Below are 14,076 nucleotides of genomic sequence, written 5' to 3'. Positions count from 1 at the left end.
TGCCGACATCACCGGAGCCGTGATGCTCGCCAATCACCTTCCTCCAGCGAGGTATCTACTTGCCGACAAGGCCTATGACGCGGACCACTGGCGGGCCTGGCTCATACGGAGAAAGATCAAGCCCGTCATCCCCAACAAGGCCAATCGCAAGCAACCATATGCCTTCAACCGGAAGCGCTATCGCGGACGTAATGTCATTGAGCACATGTTTGGCCGTCTGAAAGACTTCCGACGGATTGCCACTCGCTACGACAAGAATGCTAACAACTTCATGGCCGCATTATGCCTTGCTGCGCTCGTTTGCTACTGGATTTGAATGAGTCTGGACCCTAGGTCTCAAAGCGGATGGTCCATCCCGCTTTTTCCTAAATCTCGCATATCCATTGCTCGGACGCCTAATCACTTACTATCGCGCTGGAATATCCAGTCATGATCCGGATGGTTTTGGAAACGCCATTTGCGCATCGGTCCGGCCATGACGTTAAGATAATACATCTCATAGCCATATGGGCTGCCGCACGGATGGTGTCCCTTGGGCACCAGAACGACGTCGCCATCTGAAACCGCCATGGTTTCATCCAACTCACCGTCCTCGGTGAAGACCCGCTGGAACCCGAACCCCTGAGCAGGGTTAAGGCGATGATAATAGGTCTCTTCAAGATACGTCATGTCAGGATAGTTATCCTCATCATGACGATGCGGCGGATAACTCGACCAGTTGCCTTGCGGGGTAAACACCTCGGTCACCAGCAGGCTATCGGCAATTTCTTTATCTTCCATCGCAATCGGATGAATATAGCGGGTATTGGCCCCTTTGCCCCGCTCAACCAGTTCGATGTCATTGATCACCCGTGCCGGGTAATTTCCCTTGCCCGGTGCGGTACAAACCGCAAGCGTACAATCGGTCGTGGCCACCGCTTTCCAGTTCGCCTCATTGGGCGCATAGACGCAAGCTGGCGGGATTCGCTCAAAAACGCTCATGCGTTTGCCAAGTTCACCGAAATCCTGATCATCGACAGAGATGTTTGCCTTGCCTTCGACCAGAACCAGAATGACTTCACGATCCCCTGTTGCTTCGGCAGCACTTTCGCCGGCTTTCAGGTGATACAGACCAAACCCGACATATCCCCAATTGGCATCTTTGGCGGTAATGTCATGCACCTTGCCCTGTGTTCCACTTGGTTTTCTAAGCAGGTCTGCCATCAGATGTCTCCTTTATCCAGTCTGGTATCCAGTCCGGTTTTCTCGGCCATATCGCGGAGCGATTTCAATCCCAGTGACTGGTATTCAAACGGGTTGCGCACATTGGGGTCCTGTTCGGCCTCAATCACCAGCCAGCCGGAATAGCCGTGTTCACCCGCTATTTTCAGGACCGGCTCAAACGCAACGCCACCTTCGGCGTCCCCTGGGACGGTAAAGACACCACGGCGCACACCTTCAAGGAAGCTCAAGCCCTCTTCACGGACCTGCTTGCTGATTGCCGGACGCACGTTTTTACAATGGATGTGGCCAACACGGTCCATGTAACGGGTCGCCAATTCTTTGGGGTCGGCACCGCCAAACCATGCGTGTCCTGTATCTAGCAACAACTTGGTTTTCGGGCCGGTGTTGGCCATAAAGGCATGAATTTCATCGGCAGTTTCAACAATCGTGCCCATGTGATGGTGATAGACCAGTTCAATCCCCTGATCGGCACAAAAGGCCGCAATCAGTTCAACATCCGCGCCAAACTTTGCCCATTGATCACCCGCCAGAACCGGGCTGTCATTAAGGGCGGCATCATCATTACCATGAATGGCGTTTGAGGTTTCGCATACGATGCAAACCTTGCAGCCCATGGCTTTTAGCAAATCGAGATGCGGCTGGATGGCTTTTTTCTCATCCTCGACCGAATGGGTCAAAAGGTTCAGCGAATGCCAGCCAGACACGAATTTAAGACCGTGGGGCTCAAGGGCCGCTTTCAATGCAGACGGCTCGGTCGGCATTTTGTGGCCTTTTTCAATGCCATCAAAGCCGATTTTTCCAGCTTCGGACAAACAGGTCTCAAGGCTGATTTCTGCGCCAAGGGTCTGGTCATCATCATTGGACCAGGCAATCGGATTGGTACCATAAAGGATCATAATTCTAGTCTCCGGGGCGCTGTTTTTTCAGCGCAGCTTCGTAATTTTTGCGGGCTTCGTTCACCGTCGGGCGCACCGAAACTTCTGGCACGGCAACATCCCACCAATGACCACCGGCCTCAGTACTGGGCAGCGGATCGGTATCGATCACAATGACGTAGGATCGATCTGCCTTGCGTGCCCGTTCCATGGCGTCTTCAAGGTCGGTAATCGATGAAACTTTTTCAGAAATCGCCCCCATCGCACCGGCATGAGCGGTGAAATCAATGGCAGACGGTTCAACATGGCGCGCGGTATCAAGAAGGTTGTTAAAACTTTCCCCGCCGGTCGCCATTTGCAAACGGTTGATACAGCCAAAACCACGGTTATCAAGGATCACCGTAATGATCTTGTGACCCAGCATCACACTGGTCGCCAGTTCGGAATTCATCATCATGTAGGATCCATCCCCCACCATGACGACAACTTCACGATCAGGGCGCGCCATCTTCACGCCAAGGCCACCGGCAATCTCATAGCCCATGCAGGAAAAGCCATATTCAACGTGATAGCCATTCGGCTTGGCCGCTTTCCAAAGCTTGTGCAACTCGCCGGGAAGCCCGCCGGCGGCACAGACCACAATCGCATCTTCATCCGTACTGCGCTGAACCGCACCGATCACCTGCGCATCGGTTGGCAACGCATTGCCGGTTGGCAGGGCTGTGACACCATCAACCGCCTCAATCCAGCTTTTCTTAAGCGCCGGATCGACGCTACGTGCTTGATGCTCGCCCAGCGCGTTGCTGAGCTCCGCCAGTGTTACCTTGGCATCGCCAACAACCGAAATTGCATCATGTTTTCGGGCGTCATAGGCCGCAACATTGATCGATAGAATGCGATGGTTCGACCCTTTAAACAGCGCCCAGCTTCCTGTCGTAAAATCCTGAAGGCGCGTGCCCAATGCAATGATCAGGTCCGCCTCTTCGGCAACGGCATTGGCACTACTTGCCCCGGTGACACCGATGGACCCAAGGTTAAGTGCATCATCCCACGCCAACGCGGATTTTCCCGCCTGAGTTTCAGCCACGGGGATATTATGACGATGGGCAAAGTCGCGTAGATCATCACATGCATCGGCATAATGCACGCCACCACCGGCAATGATCAGCGGCTTTTTTGCCGCCTTGATCGCCGCAATCGCCGCGTCAATCTGGTCAAGGTCTGCACGCGGGCGCACCTGTTTCCAGTTTTTTTGCACAAAGAAGCTTTCTGGCCAATCATAGGCTTCTGCCTGAACATCCTGACAGAACGCCAGTGTGACCGGACCACACTCCACCGGATCAATCAGTACGGCCATCGCACGTGGCAAGGCGGTCAAAAGCTGTTCCGGGCGGGTGATCCGGTCAAAATAACGACTGACAGGTTTAAAGCAGTCATTGGCCGAAATCGTACCATCGCCAAAATCTTCTATCTGCTGCAAAACCGGGTCTGGTGCGCGATTGGCAAACACATCACCGGGCACAAGAAGAACCGGCAAACGGTTCACATGCGCCAGTGCCGCAGCGGTCACCATATTGATCGCCCCCGGCCCGATAGAGGTCGTCACCGTCATCGCACGTTTGCGATTGGATGCCTTGGCATAGGCAATGGCGGCATGCGCCATGCCCTGCTCGTTATGACCGCGCCATGTCGGAAACTCATCGCCAATACCGTGCAAGGCCTCGCCAAGCCCCGCGACATTGCCATGCCCGAAAATGGCCCAGCACCCACCAAAGAAGGGATCGCCATCACAGTTCATCTGACAACTAAGGTACCGCACCATTGCTTGGGCGGCGGTTAATCGAACGGTTTTCATGCCGCTCCTCCCGATTTTTTGCGCGCTGCGTCCCAGGTATCACACAGTGCGCGATATTTATTTGCCATTGAGGCAACGGCATCTTCGTCCGTGATCGTACCGCTTAACCATTCGCGTGCAACACCGGCAAAGATGGTCCGCCCAACGGCAAAGCCCTTGACCATGTCATACCGTGCCGCAACTTCGAAGCTTTCGACAAGCTCTGCCTCTGGTGCTTCAAGGCCCAGAACCACAATACCCCGACAATAAGGATCATTTTTGGCAATGGCATCACAGGCATTGTGCCATGCCCCATCCGATTTCATCGGCTCAAGCTTCCACCAGTCGGGATAAACCCCGATATCGTAGAAACGTTCAATCACCTTGGCCGTGGTTTCATCATTGCAGTCGCGTACTTTCGACGGAATGACTTCCAGCAGGAATTCCAACCCGTTGGCCCGTGCTGCATCGGCAAGGCGGACAATGGTTTCTTCCTGATCGGTCTTGGTCTGGGCGTCGTCATCGGGATGATAAAAACACAGGACCTTGACCACATGCTCGACCGGCCATTCTGCAAGCTTGGTGCCAAGATCCGGTCCAATTTCAAGCTGCAAGGGCCGCGATCCCGGCACTTCGACCGGACGTCCAATCCAAAGCCCGGTTCCCGCCGCAGCATAAAGAGCATCACGACCCAATCGACGATCACACAGAATGCCGTATCCAGCCTTATCGCCAGACACCGTCCGCGCCGCGCGAAGGCAAAGTTCCTTGAACGATCCAATGCGGTCACGGGAAACTTTTAACTCATCTGCCAAATCTTCAAGCTGCATGCGATGGTCAAAGGCAAAGACCCGCATTTCCGGCCATGCGCCGGTTCGGTTGGTTGACCAGTGGATTTGTTCAAGCTCTGCGTCATTGCGCAGTTCCGGGGTTTTCATTCCACGATCAAAGAAGAATTGAAGTTCTTCCCAACTCGGGTAGGCCGGCGTACAGCCATGGCGAGACACCGCAAACGCCCCACACGCATTGGCGTATTTAAGTGACGTTTGCCAATCCAGATCGGTTAGCCAGCCTTTGAGCAGACCCGACATAAAGCCGTCACCCGCGCCAAGGACGTTAAAGACATCAACCGCAAACCCCGGCCCGGAAATCCCATCATCAAGGTTCGTACCGATTTTGTCGGCAAAGGCCACCGCCCCCATCGGACCGCGCTTACACACAAGGGTCGCGTTCGAGATGCTCCGAACATTTTCCAGCGCCTTTAGGGTGTTTGTCGTCCCCCCGGCAATGTGGAATTCTTCCTCGGTCCCCACGATCAGATCAAACAAATGCAGGGTTGCCTGCAATTCCTTGGTCACCGTGTCCGACGCAATGAAACGGTTTTCACCATCCCCATGTCCCGACAGCCCCCAAAGATTGGGACGGTAATCAATATCAAGGGCGGTTTTCGCACCACCATCGCGCGCCAGATTTACAGCCTTGAGCACCGCTGCACGGGTTTTAGGATGCGATAAATGCGTTCCCGTGACCGTGACACAGCGTGCATCCGAAATGAAATCAGGATCGATATCCTCTTCGCAGAGCGCCATGTCGGCACAGTTTTCGCGATAGAAAATCAACGGAAACTGTTCCTGATCGCGCACCCCAAGCAACACAAGTGCGCTCAGACGTTCTGGGTCGGTGACCACACCACGGACATCAACGCCTTCAGCGACAAGCTTCTCGCGGATAAACCGGCCCATATGCTCATCCCCAACACGGGTGATCAGCGCGGATTTAAGCCCCAAACGCGCCGTACCACATGCCATATTGGTCGGGGACCCGCCGATATATTTGTTGAACGACACCATGTCCTCCAGACGCCCGCCAATCTGGGCCCCATAAAGGTCAACCGACGACCGTCCGATCGTGATGACATCAAGCCGCTTCATCAAACTGTCCCTCCGAGCGACCCTTCGAGCTGGGCAAGCTCCTGTCCGCCAGCCATCATATCCTGCAGTTCTTCTGGCTTTATTTCGCCGCGCTTTGCCGTGCCATGGGTTTGGCCACGGTTCAACACGGTAAATCTGTCACCCACAGCCATTGCATGACGCACGTTATGGGTAATGAAAATCACCCCGATCCCGGACTTGCGCACCCGATCAATGGTCGCCAGAACATTCGATGTCTGACGCACACCAAGGGCGGATGTCGGCTCATCAAGGATCAGGACCTTGGCCCCGAAATGAACCGCACGCGCAATTGCAACCGTCTGGCGCTCGCCGCCTGAAAGGGTGCCAACTGCTTGTTCTGGCTCACGCAGGTTAATCCCCATGGATGACATTTCATCCATGGTAACCTTGTTGGCGTGTTTGAAATCGATCCATTTGAACGGGCCAAAACTTTTGCGCGGCTCACGTCCCATCCAGAAATTGCGCGTAACCGACATAAGCGGGATCATTGCCAAATCCTGATAGACCGTGGCAATCCCGGCTTCCATCGCATCCCGCGGGCTGGAAAATGCGACATCCTGACCGCTAACCCGCATCACACCCTTGGTCGGTTTGTGAACCCCCGACATGGTTTTGATAAAGGTCGATTTCCCGGCACCATTGTCGCCCAGAAGACAGTGACACTCCCCTTCCATGACATTGAAGGAAACACCTCCAAGTGCGATGACAGGACCAAAATGTTTTTCGATATTGTCCATTTCAATCAAAGGTGTGCTCATTACCGTTCTCCCGTAATCATGCGGCGGATATAGGTATTCATGATGACAGCAAAGATCAGGATACCCCCAAGGAACACCCGGAAAAGCGAGCTTTCAGCACCGGCAAAGAACAGGCCCTGCTGAACCACACCAAAGATCAGCGCGCCCAGTGCCGCCCCGATCACAGAGCCATACCCACCGGTCAAAAGCGCACCGCCAATGACCACACAAATGATGGCTTCAAATTCCTTGAGCAAACCACGGTCTGCAGCAGCAGACCCGAATTCCATCACCTGACAGGTGGCAAACACAGTCGCGCAAAAAGCCGTAAACATGAACATCAGGATTTTAACCCGGTTTACCGGAACACCGACATAACGTGCTGCCTGCGCATCACCACCCGATGCAAAAATCCAGTTCCCGAAACGGGTTTTGGTCAAAAGCCAGTGACCAAAAATGACAAGCCCAAGCGCCCAGACAACCAGCATCGGAATACCATCAACCACCGGCTGGCCCATACGCGATCCACGGGTAAAGGTCTCGATCACACCAATATCGCCCAACCACTGGAAGAACCCCTTGAAGATCACACCACCAAACAACCATGCCAGCGGGTCGCCTTCGGCTGCTTCTTTCACGCCACCAATAATGGTCTGGCGGGTCGTCAAAATGGAAAGCCAGATGGTCAGTCCGCGCAGAATATACAAAAACGCCAGTGTTACGATAAAACTGGGCAGACCGGTCTTGATCACAAGGAACCCGTTCAGCGCCCCAATTGCCATGCAAACCACAAAGGCAGCAATGATCGACAACCAGACCGGCAAGCCCCATTGCACCGACAAAATGGCAATGACCACACCGGCAAAGCCGATCATGGAACCGACGGAAAGATCAAATTCGCCTGCAATCATCAACAGGCAGGCACCGACCGCAATGATCGCGAACTGCGCGGAAACAACGCCCCAGTTCTGAACACCTTCGGCGGAAAACATGCCACTATCACCGGCAATCATAAAGAAGAAAACAAAGACCAGAATCGTACCGCAGATCGCTCCGAGTTCGGGCCTGATCATGGCACGGCGAATGGCTGAGACTTGCTTGATCCGCTCGTCCGACATGGCATTACTCTTTTAACTGATAGAAGGGGTGGCCAGGGGCGGCCAAACTGGCACGCCCCTGACGGGAGGGAGGTTTAACGATATTCGCCGGCGTATTTTTCGACCTGCGCAATATTGTCCTTGGTGATGAAACCCGGACCCGAGTTGATATGACCGGACGGCAGAACGCCGTAACGGGCATAGTTGGTCAGAATGACGACCGGCAGATACCCTTGCAGATACGGCTGCTGATCAATCGCAAAGTCGATTTCGCCCGCTTTGATCGCATCGGCAATCTCGGATGAAAGATCGAATGTGCCAAACATGATTTCGCCAGCCAGACCGCTATCACGAAGCGCTGCCAAGGTCGGATGGGCGGAATTCGGACCAAGGGTCAGAACCGCATCAACATCCTGATGGGAGTTCAAATATGCGCTGACCTTGTTTTTGACTTCCGACGGATCTTGTCCGCTATCGATCATCTGGCTGCCAAGCTCAACACCAAGGGCGTCGGCAAAGCCACGGCAACGTTCGACCGATGCCGGGTTGGTGATGTAATGGTTCACACAGACAAAGCTTTTCGCACCGGCTGCGGCTGCGCGCTTGCCTGCGCCAAAACCGGCATCATATTCTGGCTGACCGACATGCATCAGTGCGCCAAGTTCTTCGGACTGTTCCTGAGTACCAGAGTTAATCGTGATAACCGGAATGCCCTTATCAACAGCATCTTTAACCGGCCCCTGAAGGACGTTAAAGTCTGCGATGGTCACAATGATGCCATCCGGATTGGTTGCACTGGCCTGTTCGACAATACGTGCCATGTCGGCCAGATCGCCGGTCGGTGGATTGCGATATTCAACTTCGACATCCATCTGGTCACCGGCGACCTGAATGGCATTCTTGATCACGTTCCACCAGCTATCTGAATCCGGTGCGTGGCTGATCAGAACAAATTTTTCATTTTCTGCGGATGCAGTCCCGGTCAAACCGGCAAATGCAAATGCTGCTGCCGCAACGGCAGTAAGCGTCTTTTTCATGAGTGCCTCCCTAGTGGCTGATAACGTTGGGGTTGTCCCATTGGATTTATATGATTTCCCGGCAGTCGGTCGTCTTGATGCGTCCTTCTTACCCATGACGGTGTGGGTCGAACCCGATTCTTGAAACCGCTAATAGAATTTTTGTTCTATTTTTATGTAAGATCAACATTTTTTTTCTATTGCGCTGCAAAATCGCGATATTTCGAACGCAGCGCACGGCTCTAAATCTCCGATAACCGCCACTTAAATACCCTACAAAATTCTGCGACGGCACCCTCTGTAGAGAAGGCCGAAAACGCTACAAACTCACGAATTCACGTGCCTTGTGAACGACTCGAACACCGGGGAAAGCTCCGCCAAAACAAAACCGGCGCAACCTGATGGCTGCGCCGGTGAAAAATCGGATCCCTCAAGATGTTTCAAAATCAGGCCGGGATTTCCTTTGCCACATCCACGGTCCGCCCTTCGCGTGCGGACAAGGCGGCGGCCTCGGCAACGATCAGCGCATTGATGCCATCCTGCAAGGTCACCGGAAGCTCGGTGCCCCCCTCAACACCTTCGATGAAGCTGTTCCATTCGATTTGATAGGCTTTGGCATAGCGCTCAAGGAAGAAATGCTCGGGCTTGGCTTTGGTCGCACCGGCACGGGTGATGATCTCGACCGTGTTTTCCAGAACATTGTGCGCCGCCAGCAAGCCGTCTGATCCCAGAAATTCTATGCGCTGGTCATAGCCGTATGCAGCGCGGCGGCTGTTTTTAATCACCGCCATGCGTCCGCCGGAAAACTCAAGTGTGGTAATTGCCGTATCAAAATCACCAGCCTTGCCGATTTCCGGATCAACGATGCTTGAACCGATTGCCGTAACTTTTTCCGGCAACTCGCCATAAATCCAGCACGCCATGTCAAAGTCATGGATCGCCATATCGCGAAAGATACCGCCCGAAACCTTTACATAGCTAACCGGCGGCGGGGCGGGATCGAACGATGTGATCGACAGTAATTCACCCTTGCCGATTTCCCCCTTGTCGAACGCTGATTTCAGACTGTTGAAATTGGGGTCAAAACGCCGGTTAAAGCCAACCATCACAGGCTTCCCGTGCGGCTTGCAGCGTGCAAGGCAATCAACCGCACGCTTGAGATCAAGATCAACCGGCTTTTCACACAGCACTGCCTTTCCTGCTGCGGTTGCTGCCTCCATCAGATCGGCATGGGTATCGGTCGATGTTGCGATCAAAACCGCATCAATCGCGGGATCAGCAATAATTTCTTCGCTGGTACGTACAACCGCGCCATGTGCACGTGCAAGGTTCTGTGCGGCGTCATCAAATTTGTCAGACACGGCAACCAGTTCACTTTGCGGATGGGCGACAATATTAACCGCATGGACCTGACCAATACGCCCTGCGCCCAGCAAACCTATTTTAAGCATTCCGTTTTCCTTCCCTTCGGCGGTGTCGCCATGGTCTTGCGGATGTCTTTTGCATCCGTTTTTGGTGACATGTATTCCATCAACACATGCCATAAATGGAATATTTATTCTGTTTTATCAATTTTTCAATAATTATTTTCCATGAGCCAGTTTGTCGCGCTTTGCCCCAACTGAAACCGCCAGCGCGATTGCCAATGAAATCGTTGCCGAAAGCGCTCTAAAGGCACCCACATCGACCTCGGAAACCGACAGCATCAGCGCGTCGGTTTTACGCATTGGTCCGCTTAACGCATCGCTGATTGCCACCACCTGACTTCCGATGTCATGGGCATAAGCCGCCAGATCAATCGTTTCCTGTGAATAGGGCGCAAAGGTAATCGCGATCACGACATCACCCGTGCGGATCGCATTCCGGGGATTAAGGTTCCCCACACCATCATGCAGTACCGCAGCGATATCCATTTTCTCAAACGCATAGGACAGATAGCTCGCCACGGGAAAGGCACGACGAAATCCGACCACATGGATCATCGGGGCCGCCGCCAGCACATCAACCGCCTTTTCCAGGGTTTTCAGATCAACCGTTGAGGCGAGGTTCTCAAGCGACAGACGCCCTGCCTCAACAAACTCAGCCAGCAAGGCACTGGGGCTGTCATCGCCGGTCGCGCGCAGGTTATCAAGTCGGGTCGCATAATCAGGCCATTTCTGCGCATAGGTTTCGCGAAACATTTTCTGCATTTCAGAAAAGCCGGAAAACCCCATCAGTTGACAAAACCGCATGAAAGCCGATGGCTGCACCCCGGCCCCTATCGAAAGTTCAGCAACGGTCGACACCGCAATCCGGTCGGTATTTTGCGCAACGAATTCGGCACATTGGCGCAGCCTTTTGGGCATGGTTTCCGATATTTCAGCCAGCCGGTGATTGAATTCCTCAAGCGAAACGGGTGCGGTCTGATCACTCATGGCGTTTTGTTTTCCTGTTTTGATTCTGCTTGACGCACGTTGCGTTCCATGATCATCCATAAAATAGAACAAAAATTCTATTTTGGCTAGATGAGGAGTTCCAACAAATGAAATCGCTTGGCATTGGGTTGATTGGCACCGGTTTCATGGGCAAGGCCCACGCTTTGGCCTTTGGCGCGGCAAAGGCCATTATGGGGGATGTTCCAGATTCCCATCTGACTGTTTTGTGCGACACCCCCGCTGACAAGGCTGCACAAATGGCCGACCAGTTCGGTTTTGCTCACGCAACGGATGACTGGAAATCTCTGGTTACCAATCCGGATGTCGATATTGTTTCGATCACCACCCCCAACACCCTGCATTTCGACATGGCAATTGCCGCGATCAAGGCGGGCAAGCATGTTTATTGTGAAAAACCACTCGCACTCACCCTTGATCAAGCCCGCGAAATGCGGGACACCGCCCGTGCGGCCGGGGTTAAAACCATGGTTGGTTATAACTACATCAAAAACCCCGCCTTCACCCACGCCTGCCGGTTGGTGCAAAGCGGTGAAATCGGCGACATCGTTCATTTTCGTGGCTGGGTGGATGAGGATTACCAAGCAGACCCGTCCCTGCCCTGGACATGGCGTGCAAAACTATCGGATGCCGGGTTGGGGGCACTTGGTGATTTGGGCTGTCATCTTGTCTCGATGGCCTATGGCCTTGTTGGCCCGATTGAAAGCCTGATTGCCGACATGCAAACCGTCCATGCAACCCGCCCGCTGGCCGATGGCACCGGACGTGCCAATGTCGAAAACGAAGACACCGCCTCTGCACTGGTGCGCTTTGCCAACGGCGTGCAGGGCAGCCTTTCGACATCCCGTTCTGCCTGGGGACGTAAGAACCGGCTTGCGTGGGAAGTACATGGCACCAAGGGCATGATCTGTTTTGATCAGGAGCGCATGAACGAACTTCAAATCTACTGCAACACAGGCGACACATCACAGCAGGGCTTCACCACCATCCTGACCGGTCCAGAACACCCACCCTATGGCCAGTTCTGTCCGGCACCGGGACATCAGCTTGGCTTTAACGACCTCAAAGTCATCGAAGCCACTGCCCTGCTCCGCGCCATCCGAGACAATCACGCCGCATACCCGGACTTCGACCACGCCTATGAATTCGAAAAAACAATCCACGCCATCGCCCAGTCCGCCCGAGATGGCCTGCGGGTGTCACTCTCGGATTTATAAGCTTGGATTATAGCTGTCAGATGCCAGCAAGAACCCTTCCATGCCCGCTTTACGCAACCTGAAGGCCATTTTCACATGACAGCGAAGCGGCCAACAGATGCGTAAACAGCTTGTAGAAGAAGGAAGATTAGCGTTGCCAACGTTACGCTTCTAGTTTGCCATATTCGCACTGTTGCCGCGGGTTCTAAGCCTCGTCGACGACAAGGACGAAGGTCAGACCAGATCACCTATCACGCGCTCACCTCATGTGCCGCCATCGTTTCGAGAGCACAGTGGTCTTCTTCGCCATGCCCCACAACGCAGAGCAGGCATTGAAGAGCTCCTGCACGAGTGCCGTTGATGGTAGGGACAATTTGATGTTGCAATCATCTTCACACTTAAGTGTCGGAGCTTATGTCATAAACGCCTTTAGTCGAAGAAAAATTGCAGTTCGCCCCATACAATATCGTCAGGCATTGTATGGCGATATCATCGGTAACCGGATAACAAACTCGGCTCCTTCGCCTTCATTTCCGATGACATCAATGGTACCGCCGTGCTTTTGAACAACTATATCTTGGCAAATGGCCAAGCCTTGCCTGGTTCTTTGGTCGTGAAGAACGGGTCGAAGATACGTTCACATAGCTCTTTATCTATCCCGGTTCCGGTATCTGATATTCGTACTTCAATGGAACCTTGGCTTTGTGTCGTCGTAACAAAAATCTTGCCTGGATAAGGTTTGCCCGATGTTTCGATAGCATGAGCTGCATTTACAATCAGATTGAGAAACACCTGATTTAGTTTGCCAATGTCGCACAGAAGATGTGGCAAATCCGGATCGAAATTTTTCTCAAGCGTTGCAACGTGCTTCCATTGGTTTTGGGCTACCGTTAACGCATTTTCCAAAGCCCGGTTTATATCTGCTTCAAATCTGTCCGTAACTCCGGGATGGGAAAACTCCTTCATGGAAGTCACAATATCGGAAATATGCTTTACGCCTTCACGAGATTCAGAGATGGCAGCGTCAACTTCCGCCATGTCTTCCTGCCAAGCGGAACATGTCTGATCTTTTGCCATGTTTTGGGTAACGGTACGAATGCACTGAAGATTGTCACCGATATACTGAGCAGGCGTATTGATTTCATGGGCGATGCCGGCGGCCAATTGTCCGACAGCAACAAAACGGGCGGTATGGACGGCCTCTTGCTGCGCTTTTGCCAATTGCTGACGTTCACTCATGAACTGTTCAACGGCACGAGCCATTTCGCCGATTTCGTCGTTCCCTGTCACGGGCACATAAGAAGGTCTTGAAGTGTCGCTTTCGCCTCTGCGTAAATAGTCACTCACCCTTTGCAGGCGCGATATCACAATTTTCCCTAGGGTTAGAACTCATTAATCTTTAACAGATTCAATGATCTGGAACTCAACATGTGGAGTTCCGTAACATGAAGGGTCAATTCTGGCTTTCCGACGAGCAATGGGCGCTGATTAAGCCGCATCTGCCATACCGTGCGGCGGGTCGGCGGCGCGAAGATGATCGGCGCATCATCAGCGGGATCATTCACGTGCTTCAATCTGGCTGTCGTTGGCAAGATTGCCCTGCCGATTACGGTCCATCCACCACGGTCTACAATCGTTATAACCGCTGGTCGCAAAAAGGCATCTGGCAATATCTGTTTGCTGAGTTGACGGCCATCTTGGCGGGCACGCCCG

At 53.3% G+C, this 14,076-nt stretch carries 14 protein-coding genes; 3 read left to right on the top strand and 11 right to left on the bottom strand.

The features are described from left to right. Positions 1-316, top strand: a 316-nt coding sequence (locus K355_RS0122515) for an IS5/IS1182 family transposase (protein WP_022734425.1), incomplete at its 5' end; no start/stop codon positions are given. 83 nt (positions 317-399) lie between these two features. On the opposite strand, the gene iolB is transcribed toward K355_RS0122515, so the two are convergent. The 9 genes from iolB to K355_RS0122470 form a co-directional block, all read right to left on the bottom strand. Further along, positions 400-1,203, bottom strand: a complete 804-nt coding sequence (gene iolB / locus K355_RS0122510) for a 5-deoxy-glucuronate isomerase (RefSeq protein WP_022734424.1) — start codon at positions 1,201-1,203, stop codon at positions 400-402. Continuing rightward, entirely contained in the window at positions 1,203-2,120 is a 918-nt protein-coding gene (gene iolE, locus K355_RS0122505) for a myo-inosose-2 dehydratase (protein WP_022734423.1), read from the bottom strand. Before iolE ends, iolB begins: the two co-directional genes overlap by 1 nt. A 4-nt stretch (positions 2,121-2,124) precedes the next feature. Beyond that, positions 2,125-3,954 carry a 3D-(3,5/4)-trihydroxycyclohexane-1,2-dione acylhydrolase (decyclizing) gene (gene iolD / locus K355_RS0122500; RefSeq protein ID WP_022734422.1) on the bottom strand — a complete coding sequence of 610 codons (1,830 nt, stop codon included), beginning with the start codon at positions 3,952-3,954 and terminating at the stop codon, positions 2,125-2,127. Beyond that, complete coding sequence (locus tag K355_RS0122495) at positions 3,951-5,864, bottom strand: bifunctional 5-dehydro-2-deoxygluconokinase/5-dehydro-2-deoxyphosphogluconate aldolase (protein ID WP_022734421.1); 1,914 nt, start codon at positions 5,862-5,864, stop codon at positions 3,951-3,953. The genes iolD and K355_RS0122495 overlap by 4 nt, the downstream gene beginning before the upstream one ends. Further along, positions 5,864-6,643 carry an ATP-binding cassette domain-containing protein gene (locus K355_RS0122490; RefSeq protein WP_022734420.1) on the bottom strand — a complete coding sequence of 260 codons (780 nt, stop codon included), beginning with the start codon at positions 6,641-6,643 and terminating at the stop codon, positions 5,864-5,866. The genes K355_RS0122495 and K355_RS0122490 overlap by 1 nt, the downstream gene beginning before the upstream one ends. Beyond that, on the bottom strand, positions 6,643-7,740 hold the full coding sequence (locus tag K355_RS0122485) for an ABC transporter permease (protein WP_022734419.1): 1,098 nt from the start codon (positions 7,738-7,740) through the stop codon (positions 6,643-6,645). The genes K355_RS0122490 and K355_RS0122485 overlap by 1 nt, the downstream gene beginning before the upstream one ends. Before the next feature lie 74 nt (positions 7,741-7,814). After that, positions 7,815-8,756, bottom strand: coding sequence for a sugar ABC transporter substrate-binding protein (locus K355_RS0122480; protein ID WP_022734418.1), 942 nt, complete (start codon positions 8,754-8,756; stop codon positions 7,815-7,817). 425 nt (positions 8,757-9,181) lie between these two features. Then, a complete protein-coding gene (iolG, locus tag K355_RS0122475) occupies positions 9,182-10,186 on the bottom strand; it encodes an inositol 2-dehydrogenase (RefSeq protein WP_028791879.1) in 1,005 nt (334 codons plus the stop codon). A 132-nt stretch (positions 10,187-10,318) separates the two neighbouring features. Beyond that, positions 10,319-11,149, bottom strand: coding sequence for a MurR/RpiR family transcriptional regulator (locus K355_RS0122470; RefSeq protein WP_022734416.1), 831 nt, complete (start codon positions 11,147-11,149; stop codon positions 10,319-10,321). A 107-nt stretch (positions 11,150-11,256) separates the two neighbouring features. Here K355_RS0122470 and K355_RS0122465 point away from each other — a divergent pair, with 107 nt between their 5' ends. After that, positions 11,257-12,384, top strand: a complete 1,128-nt coding sequence (locus K355_RS0122465; RefSeq protein ID WP_022734415.1) for a Gfo/Idh/MocA family protein — start codon at positions 11,257-11,259, stop codon at positions 12,382-12,384. Between the two features lie 448 nt (positions 12,385-12,832). Here K355_RS0122465 and K355_RS26330 read toward each other — a convergent pair whose 3' ends face one another. Further along, on the bottom strand, positions 12,833-12,955 hold the full coding sequence (locus K355_RS26330) for a hypothetical protein (protein ID WP_373964570.1): 123 nt from the start codon (positions 12,953-12,955) through the stop codon (positions 12,833-12,835). Further along, positions 12,934-13,731: an ATP-binding protein gene (locus tag K355_RS25645; RefSeq protein WP_147250413.1), complete on the bottom strand. Its 798-nt coding sequence runs from the start codon at positions 13,729-13,731 to the stop codon at positions 12,934-12,936. The genes K355_RS26330 and K355_RS25645 overlap by 22 nt, the downstream gene beginning before the upstream one ends. Positions 13,732-13,808: 77 nt before the next feature. On the opposite strand from K355_RS25645, the gene K355_RS0122455 reads away from it, so the two are divergent. Beyond that, positions 13,809-14,076, top strand: a 268-nt coding sequence (locus K355_RS0122455) for a transposase (RefSeq protein WP_022734414.1), incomplete at its 3' end; no start/stop codon positions are given.

It is taken from the genome of Thalassospira lucentensis MCCC 1A00383 = DSM 14000 (genome assembly GCF_000421265.1).
Classification (GTDB): domain Bacteria; phylum Pseudomonadota; class Alphaproteobacteria; order Rhodospirillales; family Thalassospiraceae; genus Thalassospira; species Thalassospira lucentensis.
This window is presented reverse-complemented; position numbering and strand designations above follow the sequence as displayed.